Annotated in this window: 21 protein-coding genes and 1 pseudogene; 2 read left to right on the forward strand and 20 right to left on the reverse strand. The window is 74.5% G+C overall.

Features of this window, described 5'->3' with window-relative positions; all coding sequences use genetic code 11:
- Nucleotides 1–103 precede the first annotated feature (103 nt).
- The 3 genes from ACSNN9_RS02935 to pyrR all read right to left on the reverse strand — a co-directional run bounded on the left by ACSNN9_RS02935 (nucleotide 104) and on the right by pyrR (nucleotide 3,004).
- The gene (locus tag ACSNN9_RS02935) at nucleotides 104–1,381 is read right to left on the reverse strand and encodes a dihydroorotase (protein ID WP_436671059.1); all 1,278 of its coding nucleotides are present in this window, start codon (nucleotides 1,379–1,381) and stop codon (nucleotides 104–106) included.
- Nucleotides 1,378–2,304: an aspartate carbamoyltransferase catalytic subunit gene (locus tag ACSNN9_RS02940; protein ID WP_121395245.1), complete on the reverse strand. Its 927-nt coding sequence runs from the start codon at nucleotides 2,302–2,304 to the stop codon at nucleotides 1,378–1,380. Before ACSNN9_RS02940 ends, ACSNN9_RS02935 begins: the two co-directional genes overlap by 4 nt.
- A 118-nt stretch (nucleotides 2,305–2,422) precedes the next feature.
- A complete protein-coding gene (pyrR, locus tag ACSNN9_RS02945; protein WP_436671060.1) occupies nucleotides 2,423–3,004 on the reverse strand; it encodes a bifunctional pyr operon transcriptional regulator/uracil phosphoribosyltransferase PyrR in 582 nt (193 codons plus the stop codon).
- Nucleotides 3,005–3,288: 284 nt separating this feature from the next.
- Between pyrR and bldD the strand changes: the two genes are divergently transcribed.
- The gene (gene bldD / locus ACSNN9_RS02950; RefSeq protein ID WP_013285505.1) at nucleotides 3,289–3,777 is read left to right on the forward strand and encodes a transcriptional regulator BldD; all 489 of its coding nucleotides are present in this window, start codon (nucleotides 3,289–3,291) and stop codon (nucleotides 3,775–3,777) included.
- A gap of 128 nt (nucleotides 3,778–3,905) precedes the next feature.
- On the opposite strand, the gene nusB is transcribed toward bldD, so the two are convergent.
- The 5 genes from nusB to ACSNN9_RS02975 all read right to left on the reverse strand — a co-directional run bounded on the left by nusB (nucleotide 3,906) and on the right by ACSNN9_RS02975 (nucleotide 7,914).
- Nucleotides 3,906–4,316 carry a transcription antitermination factor NusB gene (nusB, locus tag ACSNN9_RS02955; RefSeq protein WP_357872626.1) on the reverse strand — a complete coding sequence of 137 codons (411 nt, stop codon included), beginning with the start codon at nucleotides 4,314–4,316 and terminating at the stop codon, nucleotides 3,906–3,908.
- A 23-nt stretch (nucleotides 4,317–4,339) separates the two neighbouring features.
- Nucleotides 4,340–4,897, reverse strand: a complete 558-nt coding sequence (gene efp, locus ACSNN9_RS02960) for an elongation factor P (RefSeq protein WP_357872602.1) — start codon at nucleotides 4,895–4,897, stop codon at nucleotides 4,340–4,342.
- A 471-nt stretch (nucleotides 4,898–5,368) separates the two neighbouring features.
- Nucleotides 5,369–5,800 carry a type II 3-dehydroquinate dehydratase gene (aroQ, locus tag ACSNN9_RS02965; RefSeq protein ID WP_436671061.1) on the reverse strand — a complete coding sequence of 144 codons (432 nt, stop codon included), beginning with the start codon at nucleotides 5,798–5,800 and terminating at the stop codon, nucleotides 5,369–5,371.
- Nucleotides 5,797–6,873, reverse strand: coding sequence for a 3-dehydroquinate synthase (gene aroB / locus ACSNN9_RS02970; protein WP_436671062.1), 1,077 nt, complete (start codon nucleotides 6,871–6,873; stop codon nucleotides 5,797–5,799). Before aroB ends, aroQ begins: the two co-directional genes overlap by 4 nt.
- Nucleotides 6,874–6,948: 75 nt before the next feature.
- Nucleotides 6,949–7,914 carry a helix-turn-helix transcriptional regulator gene (locus ACSNN9_RS02975; protein WP_436671063.1) on the reverse strand — a complete coding sequence of 322 codons (966 nt, stop codon included), beginning with the start codon at nucleotides 7,912–7,914 and terminating at the stop codon, nucleotides 6,949–6,951.
- A 78-nt stretch (nucleotides 7,915–7,992) separates the two neighbouring features.
- Between ACSNN9_RS02975 and ACSNN9_RS02980 the strand changes: the two genes are divergently transcribed.
- Nucleotides 7,993–8,721: an alpha/beta fold hydrolase gene (locus tag ACSNN9_RS02980; protein ID WP_436671064.1), complete on the forward strand. Its 729-nt coding sequence runs from the start codon at nucleotides 7,993–7,995 to the stop codon at nucleotides 8,719–8,721.
- Nucleotides 8,722–8,730: 9 nt separating this feature from the next.
- On the opposite strand, the gene ACSNN9_RS02985 is transcribed toward ACSNN9_RS02980, so the two are convergent.
- The 12 genes and pseudogenes from ACSNN9_RS02985 to ACSNN9_RS03040 form a co-directional block, all read right to left on the reverse strand.
- Nucleotides 8,731–9,234 carry a shikimate kinase gene (locus tag ACSNN9_RS02985; RefSeq protein ID WP_436671065.1) on the reverse strand — a complete coding sequence of 168 codons (504 nt, stop codon included), beginning with the start codon at nucleotides 9,232–9,234 and terminating at the stop codon, nucleotides 8,731–8,733.
- A 46-nt stretch (nucleotides 9,235–9,280) separates the two neighbouring features.
- On the reverse strand, nucleotides 9,281–10,459 hold the full coding sequence (gene aroC, locus ACSNN9_RS02990) for a chorismate synthase (RefSeq protein WP_436671066.1): 1,179 nt from the start codon (nucleotides 10,457–10,459) through the stop codon (nucleotides 9,281–9,283).
- 174 nt (nucleotides 10,460–10,633) lie between these two features.
- A complete protein-coding gene (locus ACSNN9_RS02995; RefSeq protein ID WP_436671067.1) occupies nucleotides 10,634–11,554 on the reverse strand; it encodes a glycosyltransferase family 2 protein in 921 nt (306 codons plus the stop codon).
- Nucleotides 11,551–12,123 carry a glycosyltransferase gene (locus tag ACSNN9_RS03000; protein ID WP_436671085.1) on the reverse strand — a complete coding sequence of 191 codons (573 nt, stop codon included), beginning with the start codon at nucleotides 12,121–12,123 and terminating at the stop codon, nucleotides 11,551–11,553. Before ACSNN9_RS03000 ends, ACSNN9_RS02995 begins: the two co-directional genes overlap by 4 nt.
- Before the next feature lie 104 nt (nucleotides 12,124–12,227).
- Nucleotides 12,228–12,710, reverse strand: coding sequence for a UDP-N-acetylglucosamine--LPS N-acetylglucosamine transferase (locus tag ACSNN9_RS03005; protein WP_121395268.1), 483 nt, complete (start codon nucleotides 12,708–12,710; stop codon nucleotides 12,228–12,230).
- A gap of 226 nt (nucleotides 12,711–12,936) precedes the next feature.
- Complete coding sequence (locus ACSNN9_RS03010; RefSeq protein WP_436671068.1) at nucleotides 12,937–14,199, reverse strand: hypothetical protein; 1,263 nt, start codon at nucleotides 14,197–14,199, stop codon at nucleotides 12,937–12,939.
- Entirely contained in the window at nucleotides 14,196–15,098 is a 903-nt protein-coding gene (locus ACSNN9_RS03015) for a sulfotransferase domain-containing protein (RefSeq protein ID WP_436671069.1), read from the reverse strand. Before ACSNN9_RS03015 ends, ACSNN9_RS03010 begins: the two co-directional genes overlap by 4 nt.
- Nucleotides 15,099–15,105: 7 nt before the next feature.
- Nucleotides 15,106–16,668, reverse strand: a pseudogene (locus ACSNN9_RS03020) (lipopolysaccharide biosynthesis protein); the annotation flags it as partial.
- A gap of 10 nt (nucleotides 16,669–16,678) precedes the next feature.
- Nucleotides 16,679–17,917, reverse strand: coding sequence for an O-antigen ligase family protein (locus ACSNN9_RS03025; RefSeq protein WP_436671086.1), 1,239 nt, complete (start codon nucleotides 17,915–17,917; stop codon nucleotides 16,679–16,681).
- 117 nt (nucleotides 17,918–18,034) lie between these two features.
- On the reverse strand, nucleotides 18,035–19,657 hold the full coding sequence (locus ACSNN9_RS03030; protein ID WP_436671070.1) for a lipopolysaccharide biosynthesis protein: 1,623 nt from the start codon (nucleotides 19,655–19,657) through the stop codon (nucleotides 18,035–18,037).
- Nucleotides 19,650–20,201 carry an acyltransferase gene (locus ACSNN9_RS03035; protein ID WP_436671071.1) on the reverse strand — a complete coding sequence of 184 codons (552 nt, stop codon included), beginning with the start codon at nucleotides 20,199–20,201 and terminating at the stop codon, nucleotides 19,650–19,652. Before ACSNN9_RS03035 ends, ACSNN9_RS03030 begins: the two co-directional genes overlap by 8 nt.
- Nucleotides 20,202–20,296: 95 nt before the next feature.
- Nucleotides 20,297–22,225, reverse strand: a complete 1,929-nt coding sequence (locus tag ACSNN9_RS03040; RefSeq protein WP_436671072.1) for a hypothetical protein — start codon at nucleotides 22,223–22,225, stop codon at nucleotides 20,297–20,299.
- Between the last annotated feature and the right edge of the window lie 80 nt (nucleotides 22,226–22,305).

Here is a 22,305-nt window from a genome sequence, read left to right on the forward strand (position 1 = left end):
TCGATCCGGACTGCGGGGCTCCGCTCCGCTGCACTCCTCGCTCGGATCAGAGCATCTCCGATCCGGACTGCGGGGCTCCGCTCCGCTGCACTCCTCGCTCGGATCACTTGAGGGCCTTTCCGTCCAGGACCGTCGGCTCGCCGCGCAGGAAGGTCGCCACGATGCGACCCGGCAGCGTCATGCGGGCGTACGGGGTGTTGCGGCTACGGCTGGCCAGCTCCGCCGGCTCGATGGTGCGGCGAGCGGCGGGGTCGACCAGGGTCAGGTTCGCCGGCACGCCGGGCGCCGGGTCGAGGCCGTGCCCCTCCAGCCCGGCGATCCGGGCCGGGGTGCGCGACATCCGCTCGGCGATCAGGTCCCATCGCGGGCCGAGCACGTCGAGGGCGATCGACAGCGCCGTCTCCAGGCCGAGCATGCCCGGCCGGGCGTACGCCCACTCGCACTCCTTGTCCTCCACCGCGTGCGGGGCGTGGTCGGTGGCGACGACGTCGATCACGCCCTCGACCAGGGCCGCCCGCAGCGCGGCGACGTCGGTCGCGGTACGCAGTGGCGGGTTGACCTTGTAGACCGGGTCGTAGGTCTCGGCCCGGGAGTCGGTGAGCAGCAGGTGGTGCGGGGTGACCTCGGCGGTGACCCGGACGCCCCGGGCCTTGGCCTGGCGCAGCACCTCGACGCTGCCGGCGGTGGAGACGTGGCACACGTGCAGGCGGCTGCCGACGTGCTCGGCGAGCAGCACGTCCCGGGCGATGATCGCCTCCTCGGCGACCGCCGGCCAGCCGGTCAGGCCGAGCCGGGTCGAGACCTCGCCCTCGTGCATCTGCGCGCCCTCGGTGAGCCGGGGCTCCTCGGCGTGCTGGGCGATGATCCCGTCGAACGCCTTCACGTACTCCAGCGCCCGGCGCATCAGCCTCGGGTCGGCGACGCAGTGCCCGTCGTCGGAGAAGATCCGCACCCGGGCCGCGGAGTCGGCCATCGCGCCCAGCTCGGCGAGGTGCTCGCCGGCCAGGCCGACGGTGACCGCCCCGATCGGCTGCACGTCCACCAGCCCGGCCTCCCGGCCCAGCCGCCAGACCTGCTCGACCACGCCGGCGGTGTCGGCCACCGGCGAGGTGTTGGCCATCGCGCAGACCGCCGTGTAGCCGCCGAGCGCCGCCGCCCGGGACCCCGACTCGACGGTCTCGGCGTCCTCCCGGCCGGGCTCGCGCAGGTGGGTGTGCAGGTCGACCAGGCCGGGCAGGGCGACCAGCCCGATGCCGTCGACGACGGTCGCCTCCGGCGCGTCCAGCCCGGCGCCGACGGCCGCGACGACGCCGTCGCGGATCAGCACGTCGGTCGGCGCGGCGCCGACGACGCTGACGTTGGAGATCAGGTACGAGCTCACCGGTTGTTCCCCCCGAGCAGCAGGTAGAGGACGGCCATCCGCACGGAGACCCCGTTGGCGACCTGTTCGACGATGGTGGAGCGGGGCGAGTCGGCGACCTCGGGCGTGATCTCCATCCCCCGGTTCATCGGGCCGGGGTGCATGACGATCGCGTGCTCGGGCAGCCGGCGCATCCGCGGGCCGTCCAGGCCGTAGCGGCGGGCGTACTCGCGGGCGGACGGGAAGTAGGAGGCGTTCATCCGCTCGCGCTGCACCCGCAGCATCATCACCACGTCCGACTGCGGCAGCACCGCGTCGAGGTCGTAGGAGACGTCGGTGCCGGGCGCGAGCGCCTGCGCGATGTGGACGGGGATCAGCGTCGGCGGCCCGACCAGGGTCACCTTGGCGCCGAGCGTGGACAGCAGCAGGACGTTGGAGCGGGCCACCCGGCTGTGCAGGACGTCCCCGACCACCGCGACCGACAGGCCGGCCAGCCGCCCCAGCCGGGAGCGCATCGTGTACGCGTCGAGCAGCGCCTGGGTGGGATGCTCGTGGGTGCCGTCACCGGCGTTGACCACCGAGCCGTCCACCCAGTCGGCGAGCCGGTGCGGGGCGCCGGAGGCCGGGTGCCGGACGACCACCGCGTCGGCCCCCATCGCCTGCAGCGTCAGCGCGGTGTCCTTCAGGCTCTCGCCCTTGGTGACGCTGGAGCCCTTGGCCGAAAAGTTGATCACATCGGCGCTGAGCCGCTTCGCGGCCGCCTCGAAGGAGATCCGGGTCCGCGTGGAGTCCTCGTAGAAAAGGTTGACCACGGTGCGTCCGCGCAGCGCGGGCAGCTTCTTGACCTCCCGGCCGGCGACGGTGGCCATCTCGGCGGCCGTGTCCAGGATCTCGGTGGCGGTGGCGGCGTCCAGGTCGGCGCCGGAGAGCAGGTGGCGGATCACTGGCTCTGCCACCTTTCGTTCGCGACTGCGGGGCTCCGCTGCGCTGCACTCCTCGCGCTCACCGGAGCCCGCCTTTCGTTCGCGACTGCGGGGCTCCGCTGCGCTGCACTCCTCGCGCTCACCGGTTTCCCCCGTACAACTTGACCTCGTCGACGCCGTCGGTCTCCGCCAGGGTGACCTTCACGCTCTCCGCCAGCGAGGTCGGGATGTTCTTGCCGACGTAGTCGGCGCGGATCGGCAGCTCGCGGTGGCCGCGGTCGACCAGGACCGCGAGCTGGACGGACGCCGGCCGCCCCACGTCGTTGAGCGCGTCGAGCGCGGCCCGCACGGTGCGGCCGGAGAAGAGCACGTCGTCGACGAGGACGACCCGCTTGCCGTCGATGCCGCCAGGCGGCACCTGGGTCGGCCCGACCGCGCGGGTGGCGTGCCGGCGCAGGTCGTCGCGGTAGAGGGTGATGTCGAGCACGCCGACTGGGACGGTCACGTCCTCGAAGGTGCTGATCCGGGCGGCGAGCCGCTTCGCGAGCGGGGCGCCCCGGGTGGGGATGCCGAGCAGCACCGTGTTCCCGGCGCCCTGGGTCTTCTCCAGGATCTGGTGGGCGATGCGGTCGACCACGCGCTGGACGTCGGCGCTGGCGAGGATCACCTTCACCGAGGGTTGTCGCGGCGGCGGCGACTGGGCAGCCGTTGGGTAGGCCACGGCGGACCTCCTTCCCCGCCTCACGGGACGGGTCGTTAAAGGACGTCGGATGCCGGCACCGGGACGCGAGCGGCCCGGACCGGGGCTTCCCGCCACGTTACCAGTGGTCACCGCACTGACCACCGCCGGCCGCTGACCCCCCGGTCAGCCCGGTGAAAAGCGGACAACTCCCCCGGTGATCCCAACGGTAAGGTCACGACCACTTGACCAGTTGTACCAATCCCCGTACCGTCACGCTCCGTAGCGACCCCTGGGAGAACCCCGAGCAGCACTGGGAGTGTTTAATGCCCTCTGAATACGCCAAGTCTCTGGGCGCCCGCCTGCGCTCCATCCGCCAGCAGCAGGGCCTCTCCCTGCAGGGTGTGGAGGAGAAGTCGAACGGGCGGTGGAAGGCGGTGGTGGTCGGCTCCTACGAGCGCGGCGACCGCGCCGTCACGGTGTCGCGCCTGGCGGAGCTGGCCGACTTCTACCGCGTTCCCGTCTCCGAGCTGCTGCCCGACGGCAGCGGGGTTCGCCACGAGCCGACCAGCAAGATCGTCCTGGACCTGGAGCGGCTGTACGACGAGGCCTCCGAGGACCTGGCCTACGTCGCCCGGTACGCGCGCGCCATCCAGCAGCAGCGCGGCGACTACAACGGTCGCGTGCTCTCCATCCGCGCCGACGACCTGCGCGCGCTCGCGATCGTCTACGACGCCTCGCCGTCCGGCCTGATCGAGCGGCTCACCGAGCACGGTGTGCTGGTCGCCGACCCGCGGGCGTTCTTCGCCAGCTGACCCCGACGACGAAGAGGGCCCGTGCCGTCGGCACGGGCCCTCTTCGTCGTCGTCCGGTCGTCCGGGTCGTGGTCCCCGCCCGCCGTCACCCGCCGGTGTGACGCAGGTCGGGTGTGACGTGCGCCGCGTCAGCGGGTGGCGTACTCGGCGATGCGGCCGAGGATGCCGTTGAGGAAGCGCGGCGAGTCGTCGGTCGACATCTGCCGGGCCAGCTCGACGGCCTCGCTGATGGCCACCGCGTCGTCGATCTCGTCGACGTAGAGCAGCTCGTAGACCGCGATCCGGGCGAGGTTGCGGTCGACCGCCGGCATCCGGTCCAGCGTCCACCCCTCGGCGTAGCTGGCGATCACCTCGTCGATCCGGTCGAGGTGGGCGGCGACACCCTCGACCAGGCTCACCGCGTATCCCAGGTGCTCGGGTCGGGGCTTCTCGATCCGCTCGATGTAGCCGGCGAGCACCTCGACCGGCGGACGGTTCCGCAGGTCGGCCTCGAAGAGCACGTCCAGCGCCCGCTTGCGCGCCTTGCGGCGCGCCGGCATCTGCTGCTTGGGACCCTCGGCCATCAGGCGCGGCCGAGGTAACGGCCGTCGCGGGTGTCGACCTTGATCTTCTCGCCGGTGGTGATGAAGAGCGGCACCTGCACGGTCGCGCCGGTCTCGACGGTGGCCGGCTTGTTGCCGCCGGTCGACCGGTCGCCCTGCAGGCCCGGCTCGGTGTAGGTGACCTCCAGCACGACGCTGGTCGGCAACTCGATGTAGAGCGGGACGCTCTCGTGGGTGGCCACGGTCGCCTCGGCCTCGGGCAGCAGGTAGTTCGCCGCCTCGCCGACGGTGGCCTCGGGCACGGTGATCTGGTCGAACGTCTCCAGATCCATGAAGACGTAGTCCTCGCCGTCGGCGTAGAGATACTGCATGGTGCGCTTGTCCACGGTCGCGGTCTCGACCTTGGTGCCCGCGTTGAAGGTCTTGTCGACCACCTTGCCGGACAGCACGTTCTTCAGCGTGGTGCGCACGAACGCACCACCCTTACCGGGCTTGACGTGCTGGAACTCGACGACGGCCCAGAGCTCTCCGTCGAGGTTGAGTACCAGGCCGTTCTTCAGGTCGTTGGTGGTGGCCATTTCCTGCCTTGATCATCAATTGGCGGACAGACCTGGCAAGTCTACTAGTTGCGCCGAACGCCGCTGTCCGCCGCTGTCCGCCGCCCGCGCGCGACGCTTCCCGCCGCCGCTCGCGACGGCCCGTCCGGCCAGCGAGCTCGCGAGGTTCCCGGCGACAGGACGCGCCGACGCGTCACCCTCCGCACACCCCACACGTCCCCGGTGGGAACCCGCGCGCTCCCTTTGCTCTGCAGCCGCGGACGCACCACTCACCCACGGTGATGTTCCCGCCCCGGCGACGCTTCGCGGCTCACGACAAAGCCGCAGGCCAGGCCGCTGGTGCGGATCCGGCTGCAGAGCAAAGCGCTCGAAGGGCAGGGAGCGGGAGCCGCGAGGCCGGTTACCGACCGTGACGGAGATCGAGGTTACCCGGTGTGACGGCCCCCGCTCGGTGGGCGGCGGGTCAACCACGGCGGGTCGGCGGCCTGCGGGTCAGCGACGACGGGCGGCCAGGTGGTGCAGGGCGAGGCGGTAGCCGTCGACGCCGAGGCCACAGATCACCCCGGTCGCCACCGCCGACACCACGGAGTGGTGCCGGAACTCCTCGCGGGCGTGGATGTTGGAGATGTGCACCTCGACGAGCGGCCCGCGCAGCATGGCGCAGGCGTCCCGGACCGCGTACGAGTAGTGCGACCAGGCGGCGGGGTTGAGCACCACGGCGGCACCCTCGTCGGCGGCGGCGTGCAGCCAGCCCAGCAACTCGTGCTCGGCGTCGGTCTGCCGGACCGTCACGTCCAGCCCGAGCTCCCGCCCGGTCGACTCGCAGAGCGTCACCAGGTCCGCGTAGCTCGCCGCCCCGTAGACGTCCGGCTGTCGGCTGCCGAGCCGGCCGAGGTTCGGCCCGTTGAGGACGTGGACCTTCACGCGGCCACCTCGCGGTAGGCCGCCTCCAGCAGCTCGTCGTCCGGGCCCTCCAGGATCGTCGGCCGGGCCAGCCCGTCCAGCACCACGAAACGCAGCTGGCTGCCCCGGGCCTTCTTGTCCACCCGCATCGTGGCGAGCAGTCCGGGCCAGGCCTCGGCCCGGTAGCTGGTGGGCAGGCCCAGCGCCGCCATGGCCGTGCGGTGCCGCTCCGCAGTCGGGGCGTCCAGCCGGCCGGCCAGCCGGGCCAGCTCACCGGCGTAGACGACGCCGACCGACACCGCGTGACCGTGCCGCCAGCGGTAGCCCTCCGCCTTCTCGATCGCGTGGGCCAGGGTGTGGCCGTAGTTGAGCACCTCCCGCACGCCCGACTCGCGCAGGTCGCCCGAGACCACGTCGGACTTCACCCGGATCGCCCGCTCGATCAGCTCGCGGGTCACCGGGCCGGTCGGGTCGGTGGCCGCGGCCCGGTCCCGTTCCACCAGGTCGAGGATCACCGGGTCGGCGATGAAGCCGCACTTGACCACCTCGGCCAGGCCGGCGGTCAGGTCGGCCCGCGGGAGGCTGTCCAGCGTCGCCAGGTCGGCGAGGACGCCGACCGGCGGGTGGAACGCCCCGACCAGGTTCTTGCCGGCGGCGGTGTTGATCCCGGTCTTGCCACCCACGGCCGCGTCGACCATGCCCAGCAGCGAGGTCGCCACCGGCACCCAGCGCACCCCACGCAGCCAGCAGGCCGCGACGAAGCCGGCCAGGTCGGTCACCGCGCCGCCCCCGACGCCCACCACCGCGTCGGTACGGGTGAAACCGGCCTCGCCCAGCCGGTCCCAGCAGGTCGCCGCCACGTCGATGCGCTTGCCCGCCTCGGCGTCCGGCACCTCGATCAGCAGCGGCGCGACGCCGGCGGCGCGCAGCCGCCCGCCGATCGCGTCGGCCACTTCCTTGAGCGGGTGCGCGTGCAGCACCGCCACCCGCGTCGCGTCCGGCAGCAGCCCGGGCAGCGCGTCGAGCAGGTCGCGTCCCACCAGCACGTCGTACGGGCGCTCGCCGCCGACCGGGATCCGGGTCACCTCGTCCATCGCCGGCAGCCTAGTCCAGCCGCCCGGCGCCGGGCGGGAACTGTCCACTTCGTGGCCACCCCGCTCGCGCCCGGATCACCCGGGCGCCCGGGCGGCCCAGGCGGCCAGCCGGCGGGCGTGCTCGGCGACCTCGCCGCGCAGGGCGTCGGGGCGCAGGACGGTGAACGGGCAGCCCAGCCCGGCGAGCAGCTGGGCCATCCCGCCCAGGTGCTCCGCGCGGGCGCGCAGCAGCACGCCATCGGCGGTCGCGCTCAGCTCGGCCATGCTCGGCGGGAGGCGGCGTCGGGCGGCGGCCAGGTCGGTCTCCAGCAGCACCTCGACGTCGTGGGCGTACGGGACACGGGCCAGCGAACGGGTCACCTGGGCCACCGGGTCGAAGCCGTCGGGGACGGTGAAGGTCCCCTCCCCCGGTTCCACCTCGCCGATCCGGTCCAGCCGGAACGTGCGTACCTCCCCGCGCAGGTGGTCGTGGCCGGTGACGTACCACCGGCCGGCGTGGAAGACGAGCCCGTACGGGTCGACCTCCCGGCGGGTCGCCGCGCCGGAGAAGGAGCGGTGGTCCAGCCGCACCCGGCGCCGCTGCCGCGCGGCGGCGCCGAGCGTGAGCAGCGTCCCGGTCGCCGGCCGGGCCTGCGACGCGGACCGGCGCAGGGTGAAGCCGAGGTGCTCCTGCACCGCGGCGAGGCGGTCACCCAGGGTGGGTGGCAGCACCCGGCGGATCTTGGCCAGCGCGGTCGCGGTCGCCGGCTCCTCGGTGCCCAGCCCGAGCCGCTCGGCGGCGACCAGACCGAGCAGCACGGCGACGGCCTCGTCGTCGGTGAGCATCAGCGGCGGCAGCTTGTAGCCGGGGCGCAGCCGGTAGCCGCCGTGACGGCCCCGCTCGGCGGTCACCGGGATGCCCAGCTCGGCCAGGGTCGCGGCGTAGCGGCGCACCGTGCGACCGTCCACCCCGAGCCGGCGGGCGAGTTCCGCCCCGGTGAGCCGGTGGTGGCTCTGGAGCAGTTCGAGCATGCCGAGCACGCGGGCGGCGGGATGTGACACGGGCCACTCCTGCAAAGCGGGCGGAAAGCGTCCGGATTCGATCGTACGGTATCCCCGGACGAGAGAGGGAGGTCGCAGATGGCGACGTTCGTGCTGGTGCCGGGCTTCTGGCTGGGCGGTTGGGCGTGGCGCGAGGTGACCGCGGCGCTGCGCGGGCAAGGCCACGAGGTCCATCCGGTGACGCTGACCGGGGTGGCCGAGCGCGCCCACCTCGCCGGCCCGGAGGTCGGACTGGAGACGCACACCACCGACATCGTCCGGTTGATCGAGGTGGAGGACCTGCACGACGTGCTGCTGGTGGGGCACTCCGGCGGCGGGCTGCCGGTGACCCAGGCGGCGGACCGCGTCGGGGACCGGATCGCCCGGGTGGTCTACGTGGAGAGCGGGCCGATGCCGGACGGCATGTCGCAGTTCGACAGCAACCCGCCCGAGGAGCAGGAGCGGCTGCGCGCCGGGATCGGCGACGGGCACCTGCTGCCACCGCCCGCCTTCGACCCGGCGGAGGACCCGGAGAACCTGGCCGGGCTGGATCCCGCCGCGCTCGCGCTGCTGCGGCGGCGCGCCACGGGCCACCCGCTGCGCGCCGCCACCGACCCGGTGCGCCGCACCGGTGGGCGCGCGGTGCCGACGGCGCTGGTGGCCAGCACCTTCCCGCTCGAGGTGGTCGAGGACATGATCGCGCAGGGCCACCCGTTCTTCGCCGGGCTGGCCGGCGGCCAGCTGCACGCGCTGCCCACCGGGCACTGGCCGATGCTCAGCGAGCCGAAGGGCCTGGCCGACGTGCTCGACCGCATCGCCCGCGACTGACGGCCGCTGTCAGCGCTTGAGCAGCGCGGCGATCTCGGCGGCGATCTCCGCCGGTTCCCGCCCGTCGGTGACGACCGTCGCGGTGGCCACCTCGGCGTAGAGCGGGCGGCGCTGGTCCAGCAGGTACTTCAGCGTCGCCCGCGGGTTGATCGCCAGCAGTGGGCGGCCCGCGCCGAGCCCGACCCGCTTCACCGCGTCGGAGAGCTCGACAGAGAGGTACACCACGACGTGCCCGACCAGGGCGGCGCGGTTCTCCTCGGCGAGGACCGCGCCGCCGCCGAGGGCGAGCACGCCTTCGCACGAGGCCAGCCCCGCCGCCACGGCCGCCCGTTCGAGGGTACGGAAGTGCTCCTCGCCCTCGTCGATGAAGATCTCGGGGATCGGCTTGCCGGCCAGCCGCACGATGTCCAGGTCGGTGTCGCGGAACTCCACGCCGAGCAGCTCCGCCACCAGCAGCCCGACGGTGGTCTTGCCGGAGCCGGGCGCCCCGACCAGTACGCAGACCGGCGCCATCAGCGGCACCGCCGGCCGGCCGCGCGCCCCGCCCGTCGGCCCGCGCTCACCGGATCACCAACGCGTCGAGGTAGCCGGCCAGGTTGCGGCGGATCTCGGCGACCGAGTCGCCGCCGAACTTCTCGGTGGCGGCCTCGGCCAGCACCAGCGCCACCATCGCCTCGGCGACGACGGCCGCGGCGGGCACGGCGCAGACGTCCGAGCGCTGGTTGATCGCGGTGGCCGGCTCGCCGGTGGTGACGTCCACCGTCGCCAGGGCCCGGTTCAGCGACGAGATCGGCTTCATCGCGGCCTTCACCCGCAGCGGCTCGCCGGTGGTGATGCCGCCCTCCAGCCCGCCGGCCCGGTCGGTGACCCGACGCACGCCGGTGGCGCTGGGAACGATCTCGTCGTGCGCCTCGGAGCCGCGCGAGCGCGCCTGCTGCCAGCCGTCCCCGATCTCCACGCCCTTGATCGCCTGGATCGACATCAGCGCGGTGGCGAGCCGGGCGTCGAGCTTGCGGTCCCACTGCACGTGGCTGCCCAGGCCCGGCGGCACCCCGTACGCCAGCACCTCGACCACGCCGCCCAGGGTGTCGGCGGCCTTCTTCGCGGCGTCGACCTCGGCGACCATCCGGGCGCTGGCCTCCGGGTCGAGGCAGCGCAACGGGTCGGCGTCGATGCGGTCGGCGTCGGCGGGCGTCGGACGGAGCCCGGGCTTGGCGGCGACCGGGCCCAACTCCACCACGTGGGAGACGATCTCGATGCCGAGGGCCTGCCGGAGCAGCGCCTTGGCGACCGTGCCGACGGCGACCCGGGCGGCGGTCTCCCGCGCGCTGGCCCGTTCCAGGATCGGCCGGGCGTCGGTGTGGCCGTACTTCTGCATGCCGGCCAGGTCGGCGTGCCCCGGCCGGGGGCGGGTGAGCGGCGCGTTGCGGGCCTGGCTGGCCAGTTCCTCCGCGTCGACCGGGTCGGCGGCCATGACGGTGCGCCACTTGGGCCACTCGGAGTTGCCGACACGGATCGCGACCGGGCTGCCGAGGGTCACCCCGTGCCGGAGCCCGCCGATGACCTCGACCTCGTCCTGCTCGAACGACATCCGCGCGCCCCGGCCGTAGCCGAGCCGGCGCCGGGCCAGCTCACCGGCGATCTCCCCGGTGGTCACCTCGATGCCGGCGGGCACGCCCTCGAGCATCGCGACGAGGGCGGGACCGTGCGATTCCCCTGCAGTCAACCAGCGCAACACAGCGGTCAGTCTGTCACGCCCGGTGGCCGCCGCCGTGCGGTGCCCGCCGCGTCCCGCCCTGCGGACGCGGCGCGGCCCGCCGGGGCGTCGGCGTGACCGCCGGCCGGCCGTGCGGACCCGCGCGGCCCCGGGGCCGGTCCGGTCCTCGCCGGACGCGCCCCGGGCGGCGCGGGTTCAGATGCCCCGGCCGCGCTTGTGCAGGGTGCGCAGCACCGCGTCGGCGCGGACCACCCGCCCGGCCACGGCGAGGGCCAGGTACGCCCGCGGCTCCCTCGGGTTGCGCCGGATGGTGTGCCGGGCCCAGCGCATCGCGCCCCGCCGGTCGCCGGACGCGGCACGGGCGAAGGCGATCTGCCCGGTGACCCGCGCCTCGCCGGCCGGCTGGGTGCCGAACTCGGGGTAGCGCTCCAGCAGCCACTGCAACGCCTCGGAGATGGTGTCCCAGCGCTGCGCGAAGTAGGAGCGCTTGTGCCAGCGCACCAGCACGTACGGCGTGCGCAGGTTCACCAGCGGCGCGCTGCGGGCGGCCCGGAGCAGGAACTCGTAGTCCTCCGCGTAGCTGCCCGGGATCTCCTCGTCGACCAGCCCGAACCCGTCGCGCAGCGCGGCGGCGCGGATCAGGAACGTCGACGGGTGCAGCTCCGTCATCCGGTCCCGCAGCAGGTCGGCCAGGGTGACCGAGTCCTTCGGCAGCGCCCGGTCGACGGTGTGCCCGTCGTAGCTGACCCGGATGCCGCAGCTGACGAACTCCGCGTCGGGGTGGGCGGCGAGCGCCTCGACCTGGGCCCGCAGCTTGCCGGGCAGCCACTCGTCGTCGTCGTCGCAGAACGCGACGAGCTCACCGGTGGCGGCCAGGACGCCGCAGTTGCGGGCGCCGGCCAGGCCGGGGGCGCGCTCGTTGCGGATCACCCGGACCAGCCGGCCCGGGCGGGACAGCTCGGTCAGCGAAGCGTCCGGTTCGGACTGGTCGTGGACGACCACCACCTCGATCGGGCCGGGGTGGTCCTGGTCGAGGATGGCGCGCACGGCGGCCCGGAGCAGTTCCGGGCGGTCCCGGGTGGGCACCACCGCGCTCACGCTCGGGTGTTCGGTCATCGCCGCTCTCCGTTCCGGCCCGACCGTGCCCACGGCCGCCACCTCGTCCGCTGCCGTCGTCCGGTCGACGCGGCCACCAGGTCCTCCACGATCCGTCCCACCCGCTCGACCGCCGCGCGGCGCGCCTCGGACGCCGCCGGGTCGGCCGCGACGGCGAACCGGGACGGGTCGGCGAGGCCGGCGGCGAGCGCCGCGAGAAGCGCCTCCCGGGTCTCGGCCAGCGCCACCATGCCGGCCGCGCCCAGGCGGCGGGCGAACAGCTGCTGGTGGTCGTCGACGTGCTCGCCCCGGGTCGGGTCCCGGGGCACGACGATCGGCAGGTGACCGTGCCGGCGGGCCTCCAGGATGGTGGCCGGGCCGCCGTGGCAGACGACGAGGTCGGCCTCGGCCATCGCGGTCTGCAGCTCGTCGTGGCCGAGGAAGGGCACCGCCCCGGGCACCCCGGGGGCCCGGGTGTGTCCGTGCTGGACGGTCAGCCCGACGCCCTCGGCGACGGCGGGGTGCCACTCCTCCAGCCAGCCGACCAGGCGGTCGAACGGGTGCTTGTCGGTGCCGACGGCGACCAGCAGCCGGGACCGGGCGAGGTCGCCGGGGTCGCGGGGCCGGCGCCCGCCAACCGGGTGCCCCGGCCCCGCGACCCGGTGCGCGGGGGCGGTTCCGGTGCTCTCGGCGCTCACAGCAGGGTCCCCACGACGGTGGCCTCCGGGTACTGCCGGCGCTGCTCGTCCCACTGCACGAGCATCGCGGAGAGGAACGGCCGGCACAGCCGGGCGGTCAGGGTCGGGGTGTCGATGCGGTCGTACACCTCGATGTAGACGGTCGGCACGCGCCGGAGCCGGGCCAGCACCACGAACGGCACGGCCACGCCGGCGCCGGTGGTCACCACCGCGGCGACCCGCCGCGACCGCAGCACCCGCCAGGCGAGGACGGCGTTGCGCAGCAGGTTCGGCACGTTGCGGGTGGTCGGGTGGTGGGCCGGGACCAGTTCCTCGCCGGCCAGCAGCGAGAGCGCCTCGGGCGTGTCGAAGGTGACCCAGCACCGCCGCCAGCGTTCGTACCACGGACGCAGGGCGAGCAGTTGGGCCAGGTGGCCGCCGCTGGAGCCCACCAGGAGCAGGACCCCGGGCTCGCCGGCGTCCTCGGTTGTCGTTTCCACGCGACTCCCCACAAGTTCGCTTGGATGTTCGGTGGTCGCCACGCGACAGCAGATCACACGTCCCCCGGCTGGTGAAATAGGGCGACCGGGCGACAGTCGATCTCCGCGGGTGGCGGATCGGGTACGCCGCAGCGAAACGTCGATATCGACGATCGTCACGACCTGGAGTTTCCTCGTCACCGTCCGGAGCCGACGGTGCGCGGCGGGCTCCACCGATTTCGGCGGATCAGCCGCTATGTCGTTTCTCGATGACGTCCAGCAGGGCGGGATGCAGCGCGGCGTTCCAGCCGGCGCCGGCGTCGGCGAGCCGCCAGGTGCGCAGCCACATCTCCAGCAGGTAGGCGTCGGCCACCAGCCGCCGGGCCGCCGCCCCGAGCCCGAGTTCGGCACCGTACCGGTCGAGGTGGGCGTCGACGGCCCGCGCCGCCGCCGCGGCCGGCTCGCCGCGCAGCACCAGGGCCCGCTGGAACGCGTCGTGCGCCAGGTCGAAGCCGAGCGGCACGTCCGGCCCGCTGTGCTCCCAGTCCCAGGCGACGAGGCGGCCGGCGTGCACGCCGAGGTTCCAGGGCACCCAGTCGCCGTGCCAGTGCCCGAACTCGACGGCCGTGCCGCCGTGCCGGTCGGTCAGGGCGGCCACGGCGGCGACCGCCCGGGCCCCGTCCGGCGCGCCGGCGGCGGCCCGCCCGGCCTCGGCGGCGAGCCGGGCCAGGAACGCCGACCCGGCCACGGGGCGCGGCGGCGCGGGCGGGCGGCCCCGGCGGGCCACGGCCAGCAGCGCCGCGACGCGCGGCGGTTCGCCGGCCGGCACCCCCCGCACGGCCGGCGGCAGCGGCTCGACCAGCGCGACCACCTGCCCGGCGGCCGTCGTCTCGGCGAGCAGCTGGGGCGCCGCCGGGTGGTCGGGCACGCCGGTCAGCGTCGGCAGCTCGCGCAGGGCCGCCGCCTCGGCGGTGACCAGCGCCCGGGTGGCCCCGTTCCAGCCGATCTTCGCGTAGCCGAGGGCCCGGCCGTCCGGGGCGAACAGTTGCAGGGTGGGCTTGTGGTTCGGGTCCGGCGGGCGGACCCCGCAGGCCGCGTGGACGGCCGGCTCGCCGAGGGCGGCGCCCAACCGCCCGGCCAGCAGCGCCTCGTCGGCCGCGACCTGATCGGGCAGCGACACCGTCAGCCGGGGGAACGGGGCCAGGTCGACCGCGCCGACGCGCGCCAGCGTGCCGAGCGCGGCCCGCACCGCCCGCACCTTCGGCGGGCGCAGGGCGTTGTACGCCAGCAGCGAGGCGGCCGTGGCCCGGGGCGCGCCGAGCGGCAGCAGGAACCGGGCCCGGGCGAGCGACGGGACGACCGCGTACCGGGCGACGGCGCGGTGCCCGGGTGGCGGCGGGCCGCCGACGGTCAGGGCGATCCGCTCGTCGCCGAACACTGCCCGGGTGACCCAGCCCAGCCCGTCGGTCCGGGACCGGGGGTCGGCGGCGACGCTGGCCGGCGCCGTCACGGGGCCCGGTCCGGCCAGTCGAGCTCCAGCCCCAACCGCTGCCGCAACGCGTCGTTGTACGGGCGGTAGTACTCGGTCAGCTCCGCGCGCACGGCCGGCTCCAGCGGCGCCGAGCGGCGGTCGTTGTAGACCTTGAAGTCGGGCAGGTCGTGCGGGGGCAGACCGAGGAAGTCCAGGGTCCGGCGGTAGGTCGACCGGGCGTCGCGGTAGAGGTCCTCGCTGGGCAGGAAGAGGATCTGCTCCCGGTCGAACCGCTCCAGCCACGGCTCCAGGTGCTCCAGGTAACGGCCCCGGGCCCGGTAGGTGTACCAGTCGTACGGCTCGCTGAAGTACTCCGGCTCGGCGATCAGCCGTTCCCGCTCCCCCGCCGTGCGCTCCTGCTCGGCGGCCAGCGCGGCGGCGAAGTCGAGCGGCTCGATGCCGTGCGTGCGCCGCTCCTTCCAGTGCGAGTACGCCCGCTCCACCGGGTCGCGCAGCAGCACGATGAGCCGCACCGACGGCATCAGCGCGGCGACCCGCTGCGCCGCGAGGGGGTGGAACATGTACAGCGGCGCGGCCTCGCCGACCCGCACCGGCCCGCCGTGCCGCTTCTCCAGCGCCTCCCGCTGGCGCTCGGTCGGGAAGTGCGACCGGTACCAGGCCTCGCCGCGGCGCCAGTGCTCCTCGAAGTAGTGCGAGGACTTGGTGTTCCAGGCCGGGAAGAGCCGGGGCACCAGCGGGTGCTGGATGAGGTAGTTCCACAGCGAGGTGGTGCCGCCCCGCTTGGTGCCGATGATGAGGAAGTCCGGCAGCGGTCGCCGGTCGCTGGTCCGCACCCCGTAGTCGACGAGCGACTCCCGCACCCGCTGCGTCACCTGGGTCGGTACGAGCTGCTTCACCCGGTCTCGGATGGACGGCACGACGACCTCACCTGCCCTTCGGTTCCTCCGGGGCGGGCCCGGTGGCGGCCGGAGCCGCCTCCTGCCGCCCACGGACCTGCTCCATGGTCACCCGGACACGACGCCGCACCCGGGGCAACGTCAACAAGCCGACGCAGCCGGCTGCCAGCACGCCCAGGGCCACGGCCAGGCCACCGATCCCCCGGCCGCCGGCCAGCACCCCGATCGCCGCCGCGGCCCCGACCCCGGCGACGGTGGCCGCCCCGGCCCGCAGCATCGCCGCGTCGACGAGCGGCTGGCCGACCACGACCCGGGCGCAGCCGACCGCCGTGAGGTTCTCGGTGGCGATGCCGAGCGCCCAGGCCAGCGCCGCCCCGGTCGCGCCGTGCGCCGGGATCAGCCACAGGCCGAGGGAGACGGTCACCAGCAGCCCGGCCAGCGTGGCGGCCAGGTGCAGCCCGCTGCGCCCGCCCATCAGCAGCAGGCTCTGCACGTTGCCGACCCCGGTGTTGACCAGCATGGCCAGCGCGAGCACGGTCATCGCGGTGGCGCCGGCGGTGAACTCGGGGCCGAAGAGCTGGAGGAAGGCCAGCCCGAAGACGGCGAGCAGCAGGTAGACCGGCCAGGACAGCACCAGCCCCCACGTGGTCAACTGCCGGTGCACGGCTGCCGCCGCGGCCCGGTCGCCCCGCCCGAGCAGCCGGGACAGTTGCGGCGACACCGCCACCCGCAGCCCCTGCATGGCCAGTTGGCCGGCGAGGATGTAGCGCCCCACGGCGCCGAACACACCCGCGTCGGCCGGCCCGGCGAGCACCGACGTGAGCAGCACGCCCACCCACATGTTGCCGGCGTCGATGGCGGCCGACGCGGCGCGGGGCAGCGCGAAGCGCCAGAACGCCGTCCAGTCCCCTCGCTGCGGTCGCAGCGCCGCGCCGCGGCCGACGCCGAGCGGGCCGGCCACCAGCGTCAGGCAGGCCAGCAGGGCGAGCGCCGCCGGCACCAGCCAGCCTGTCATGCCCGCCAGCAGGCCGCCGCCGGCCAGGGCCGCGGCGCCGACCAGCACGGGCCGGGCCACCGGCAGCAGGAAGAACTGCACCCCGACGTACGCCCGGATCGGGCGCACGCAGCGCAGCGCGGCGAGCAGCAGCGTCATCGCCACCACCACCGGCACCGCGGCGAAGCTGGCCGTCAGCAGGGCCGCGCCGTCGACGCCGGAGCCGCCGAGCAGGCGCGGGGCGAGCGCGTCGGCGGCGAGCACCCCGCCCACGGCGACGGCGACCGCCACCAGCAGCGGCGGGAGCAGCGCCACCGGGAACACCCGGGCGGCGTCGCCCCGGGCGCCGAGGCGCCGGCGGGGCAGCGCCCACATCAGCCCGGTCTCCGCGCCGAGAGTGCACACGGCGGTGGCGACGGTGACCACCCCGATCGCGGCGAAGAACGCCCCGGAGCCGACCGTGCCGTAGCCGCGGGTGATGACGACCGCGAGCAGGAAGCCGAAGAGTCCGCTGGTGGCCGCGCCGATCAGCCCGGCGACGCCGCTGCGGGCGCTGCGCCGGGTCTCCGTGTCGTCGCCGGACGCCCCGGCGGGCGGGTGGCGGCGGTCATGCGGGCACCGCCTCGGGGCGGAGGGGACGCAGGCGGGGCAGGTGCGCCGATGCCTCCCGCTCGGTGAGCGCCATCGCGAAGGCGACCGCGAAGAAGGCGACCGCGAGATTCTGGTTGGCCATGCCGTAGAAGGGGATCTGCACCAGGCAGACCACCGGCACCACGGCCAGCCACTGCCCGGCGGCGGACCTGGCCCGGGCACAGATCAGCGCGGCGACCACGAACCAGGCGAGGAAGCACAGCAGCGCGGGGACGCCGTGGCTGAACAGCACCATCCACAGCTGCCCCTGGGTGCCGATCGGCGCCTCGGCGCTGACGGTGTCGACGTTCACGGGGGCGCCGTAGCCGAGCCAGGGCGACTCCCGTACCCGCCGGATCACCTCCACGTAGAGGGAGAGCCGGTCGGTGTTGGTGTCGCTGGACTCGACCCGGTTGCCGATCAGCTCGGTCACCGGGATGAACAGGGTGGTGAGACCGCCGGTGACCACCACCCCGACGATCGACGCGGCCACCCGGACGTTGCCGCGCAGGGCGGCCCGGACGCCGAGCACCGCCAGCCCGGTGCCGAGGCTGAGGAACATCGCCCGGTTGAGCGTGAGGAAGGCCGGGGCCAACGACAACGGCAGCGACGCCAGCAGCGCCCAGCGCAGCACGCCGCGCCGGCGCAGCATGGTGAAGGCCACCACGCAGGGCAGCGTCATCGCGTACGCGCTGCCGTAGTTGTTGGTGTACGCGAACGGCGCGGCCGGCCGGTAGATGGGGTTCAACGACCGGGCGCTGTACTCGGCGGTGGTGAGGTGGACCATGTCCTGGATGAACGGGGTGTTGGCCACCCCGCCCGGCAGCAGCACCTCCACCGGGGTGGTCAGCGCGAACCGGGGCGCCAGCACGCCCAGCCAGCCCAGCGCGACCAGCCCGAACCAGAAGGCGCAGAGCGGAACGAGGACCGCCACCTGGTCGGGACGTTCCCGGGCGACCGCGTAGACGTAGACGCCGACCACGAGCGCGGTGAGGTAGAAGGCCAGCCGCAGGGCGAACGTCAGCACCGAGGCCGGCGTGTGGAGCTGGGTGGCGCTGACCACCACGACGGCCAGGAAGAGCAGCCAGATCCCGGCGGCCGGGGGCAGCGGCACCCGTCCCCGGATGACCAGCAGCGCGAAGAGCAGCGCCCCGAGCAGGGGCCACCCGAGGTAGAACGCGCCGGCCAGCCACCACACGGGCACCATGCCGAACATCAACGCCAGCGGCCAGAGCGGCAACCGCGGCGGGGACGGCGGCTGCGGCGGCGGCGCGGCGCCGCCCGGGCCGCCGGCCGGCTCGGTGGCCGCCGGCGCGCGGGTGACCGGCACGGATCAGCCCCGGCCGCTGTTGGTCAACACGAAGCCGAGCGGGGTGACCCCGGCGGCGCGCAGCCGCTCCACGAGCCGGCGCAGGTCGCCCTGCCGGGTGCGGTCCTGTTCGACCACCACGACCGCCGTGCCCTGCCGGGCGACGGCGACGCCGCGCTCGTCGGACTCGGCCGGCGGGGCGTTGAACAGCACCAGGCTGTGGTCGGCGCCCTGCCGCCACATGCCGAACCGGACGCTGCCCGCGCCCACGGTCACCGGGTCGGTGCTCGTCACCTTGCCGCTCCCGGTGGTCGCCGTCGAGGTGACCCGGGGCAGGGTCAGCGTGGCGTCCGGGTCGGTGGACGGGCGGGCGCCGATCGGGTGCGGCGACGGGCGTCGGGCCGCGGCCGGCTCCGGCGTGCCGCCGCTCTTGCCGTCCGTCGTCGAGCCGGCCGGCCGGGGCTTCGGGACGACCGGGCGGGACGGATCCGCCGCGGCGGGCAGCCGCTCCCGGTCGGCGAGCACGATGCTGCGCAGCCGGTCAGCGCGCCCGCTGTCGTCGGCGACGAAGACCTCCCGGCCGACGGCCGCCAGCGCCACCGCCAGCCCGGCGGTGATGGCCGTGGGGTCCTCCTCCCGGGCGGTCAGCAGCGACACCCGGGCGGGTTGGCGCACCCGCTCGGCGATGGCCATCGCCACGTACCGGATGTCGGCGTCGGCCGCCTCCTTGCCGCCGCGCCACCCGCGGCTGCGGACCGTGCCGAGCAGCGCCAGCCCGGTGGCGTCCCGGCCGTCGTCGACGGACCGGATCCGCCGGTCCATCGACTCCCAGGCGTACGCCAGCACCACGCCGAGCAGCGCCCCGCCGAGCAGGCCGGCGAGCAGGTAGAGCGGGCGGTTGCCGGCGGACGAGGCCAGGGCCCGCTCGGCGGACTGGGTGACCCAGCCGGGGTTGACGTCGACCGCGGCGATCTCGGTCCGCGCGGCGTTGAGCTGGGTGAGCTGGTTGTTGATGCCGGTGAGCTCGGTCACCGCGGCGTCGACGGTGCCCTCCCGCGCGTTGTTGACCCGCTTCTGGAGGGCGGCCTGCTGGGCGGCGACCTTGGCGATGCTCTCGTCGTACGAGCGCAGCATCTCCTCGCGCTGCTTCTCGTACATGGCCCGGCGCACGTCGAGGTAGGCCTGGGCGGCGAGGTTGACGCCCGCGACCGCCTGCTCGGCGGTGGGGGCCTGGTAGACGAAGCGCAGGATCTGCCCGCCGGTGGGCACCTCGACCTCCAGGGCGTCGCGCACCTCGCGCGGGTCCAGCCCTCCCGAGTCGGCCAGCCGCTGCACCACGTCGGTGCCCGTGGCGATGCCGCTCTCCACGTTCATGTTCACCGCCCGGTCGGCGGCGGCGCCGCTGGGCGTGAACGCGTCGGTGACGACGGGACGCACCGCCACGACCGCGCTGGCGGTCACGGCGGCGGGGACGAGCACGACGTAGCCGAGCGCGGCGAGCAGCCCGACGGCGGCGACGGCCCCGACCAGCCGGATCCGGTGCAGCGGTACGCGCAGCAGGTCGGTCAGCGTGACGGTGCGGCCCGGTGTGCCGCCACCACCGGCGGGGACGTCCGTGGGCCAGGCACCGGGGGAAGCGTCAGTCATGGAACTTCTTCACCGTCTGTTGTGGATTTCCGGCGACCACGACCCGCGGCGGCACGTCGGTACGGACCACCGTGGCGGCGCCCACGACACTGTCCCGGCCGATCCGCACGCCCTTCATCACCAGGGCGTGCGCCCCGACCCACACGTTGTCCTCGATCGTGATCGGGGCGCGGGTGGCCGGGACGGGCGGGTCGTGGCGCTGTTCGGGCGGCAGGTTGTGGAAGTCGTTGTCCAGCAGCTCGCAGTCCGAGAGCAGGCACCGGTCGCCGATGGTGACCGACGTCCAGGTGCCGATCCAGGTGGCGTTCAGCAGGCAGTCGGCGCCGACCCGCACCTCGCCGGGGCCGGCGAAGCGGACCAGCTTGTTGATCCGGGTGCGGTCTCCGATGCTCACCCGCACGCCCCGGCGCAGTCGGATCCGGCCGCGGATCTCCACGTCCCGACCCAGCGTCAGCCGGGGATAGCGCAGCGTGTACCAGCCGCGCTTGACCGCGAAGACGACCCGCACCGCGAGCCCCCTACGGTTGCCACCCGCGCCGACCAACGACCCTCCCCCACGTCGTGGGGGCCGGCGACGGCTGATCCGTCGCCGGCCCAACGTGAACAATCTACCGATGTTCCGTTACGAACAGTCGACCGTCACTGCACGGAGAAGAAGGTCGACGGCGTTGACCACGTCACGCCGGCGGCCGCCGGGACCACCGTCGCCGCCGTTCCGTCGACCGCCGGGGCGGCCGTCGGGTCGAACGGCACGCTGCGCAGCGTGCCGTCGGTGGCACCGTACACGAGCCGGCCGCCGACCCAGGCCATGCCCCGCACGGCCGACCAGGTCACCCCGGTGGTCGGCAGGGTGAACTCGGTCGCGCCGAGGTAGTTGCCGTCGATCTCGAAGTAGCGGTAGTAGAGGCCGTTGGCGCCCGACCGGGTGTAGTAGAGGCGGCCGTCGAGGTAGAAGGCGCCGGTCATCACCGCGGGGTTGAACCAGTCGTTGTAGCCGGACGCCTCCCACGGCGCGCCGATCGCGCCGCCGTTGAACAGCGAGATGTCGATCCGGCTGCCGGTGGGCGTGCCGGCGACGGTGTGCGACCAGTAGATCCGGTCGGCCACCCGCCAGGTCGCGCCGGCCGCCGTGTAGTTGGGCTGGCTGACCGTGGTCGGGGTGCCCAGGCTGGTGCCGTTGAACGGCACCTTGGCCAGCTCGCCCGCGCCGGTGCCGACGTAGAGGTTGCCGGTGGTCGCGGTCGGCGCGTTCTTCGGGGTGATGGTGCGCCCGCCGGTGAGCGGGAACATGCCGAGCCGGCCGTGGTACTCGTTGCCCATGCCGTCGGAGTTGTGGCCGAAGTAGAGGCCGTCGCTGCCGCGCCAGAGCACCGGCACCGAGGAGCCCCAGTTGCTCGTGCCGGCCGGCATCGAGGCGCTGCCGCTGCGGCGCGGGTTCCAGTTGACCGGCATGCCGGTGGCCGGGGTGACCGCGGCGATGCCGAGCCGGTCGATCGCGCCGTTGCCGGCGGTGTCGCTGGCGTTCGGGTTGTTCAGCCAGCGGAAGTGCCCGCCGAGGTAGATGACGTTGTCGGCGACCTCGACGGAGGTGATGGTGTCGTTGCCGGTGTAGTCGACCCAGGTGCCGAGCTGCCCGGCGCCCCGGGCCGCGGTCTCGAACCGCACCAGCGCGTCGCAGTACGCCGCCGGCCAGCCGGCGCCGCCGTTGGTGCCGACGACGAACCAGCTGCCGTCGCCGCCGAACTTGACGTCCTGCACGTAGTGCACGAAGGTCGCCGGCGCCGCGCACGGCGGCACGAACTTCTCCGTGCTCCAGTCCAGCACTGTCGGGGTGCCCGAGAGGTCGACCAGCGCCATCTGGTTGCGCGGCAGGTCGTTGAGGAACATGAAGTTGCCGCCGACGGCCAGGGTGTCACCGTCCGGGGAGACGTCGAGCGTCCACACGTACGAGGTGGTCTCGTGGCGCCCGACGGTGGCGTTGACGTTGAAGGTCGGGTCGATCGCGCCGGTCGTGGCGTTGAGCCGGCCGAGGCCGGCGTGCGCGGTGCCGTTGAGCCAGTTGAACGCCCCGGCCACGTAGAGCCAGTTGCCGTGCAGCGCCAGGTCCCGCACCGTGCCGCCGTCGGAGCGGCCGACCCAGCTGTCGACGATCGCGCCCGTGGCGGGGTTGAGCGCCACCAGGTTCTTGCGGGAGACGCCGTTGACGGTCTTGAAGGTGCCGCCCACGATCAGCGTGCCGCCGGGCCCGGCCACCAGCGTGTTGACCGCGCCGTCCAGCACCGGCAGGAAGGTGGTCGAGATCGTGCCGGTGGCCCGGTCGTACGCGAAGAGGTAACGCTGGGTGGTCCACGCCGCGCTGGCGGTCTGCCGGATCTGGGTGAAGCTGCCGCCGACGTACACCGTGGACCCGACCTGCGCGAAGGCGCGGGTCTCGCCGTCCCTGGCGTGCGGTGTGGCGTCGGCCGGGTTGGCCGAGACCAGGGTCGCCGGTTCGGGAGCCGGCACCACGGCGGCGGAGGTCCCCGTCGGGACGGCCAGCACGGCGGCGGCGGTCACGAGTGCGACCACCCCCGCCCGGGTGCGGAGTCCGGCGGATCGCCGAGAGAGCGGGATGTCGGGCACGCTACGCCTCCATGTCGGGAGAGAAC

Source organism: Micromonospora sp. URMC 107 (assembly GCF_051386315.1).
In the GTDB taxonomy this organism is placed as follows: Bacteria; Actinomycetota; Actinomycetes; order Mycobacteriales; family Micromonosporaceae; genus Micromonospora.

Excerpts from the sequence above, each read along its gene's own strand:
- nusB (WP_357872626.1), bottom strand. The coding sequence starts at position 4,316 with ATGCCGGCGCGCCGCAAGGCGCGCAAGCGGGCGCTGGACGTGCTCTTC.
- aroB (WP_436671062.1), bottom strand. The coding sequence starts at position 6,873 with ATGGACGAGGTGACCCGGATCCCGGTCGGCGGCGAGCGCCCGTACGAC.
- ACSNN9_RS03025 (WP_436671086.1), bottom strand. The coding sequence starts at position 17,917 with ATGTTCGGCATGGTGCCCGTGTGGTGGCTGGCCGGCGCGTTCTACCTC.
- bldD (WP_013285505.1), top strand. The coding sequence starts at position 3,289 with ATGCCCTCTGAATACGCCAAGTCTCTGGGCGCCCGCCTGCGCTCCATC.
- ACSNN9_RS02985 (WP_436671065.1), bottom strand. The coding sequence starts at position 9,234 with ATGGCGCCGGTCTGCGTACTGGTCGGGGCGCCCGGCTCCGGCAAGACC.
- ACSNN9_RS02995 (WP_436671067.1), bottom strand. The coding sequence starts at position 11,554 with ATGACCGAACACCCGAGCGTGAGCGCGGTGGTGCCCACCCGGGACCGC.
- ACSNN9_RS02980 (WP_436671064.1), top strand. The coding sequence starts at position 7,993 with ATGGCGACGTTCGTGCTGGTGCCGGGCTTCTGGCTGGGCGGTTGGGCG.
- efp (WP_357872602.1), bottom strand. The coding sequence starts at position 4,897 with ATGGCCACCACCAACGACCTGAAGAACGGCCTGGTACTCAACCTCGAC.
- ACSNN9_RS03030 (WP_436671070.1), bottom strand. The coding sequence starts at position 19,657 with ATGACTGACGCTTCCCCCGGTGCCTGGCCCACGGACGTCCCCGCCGGT.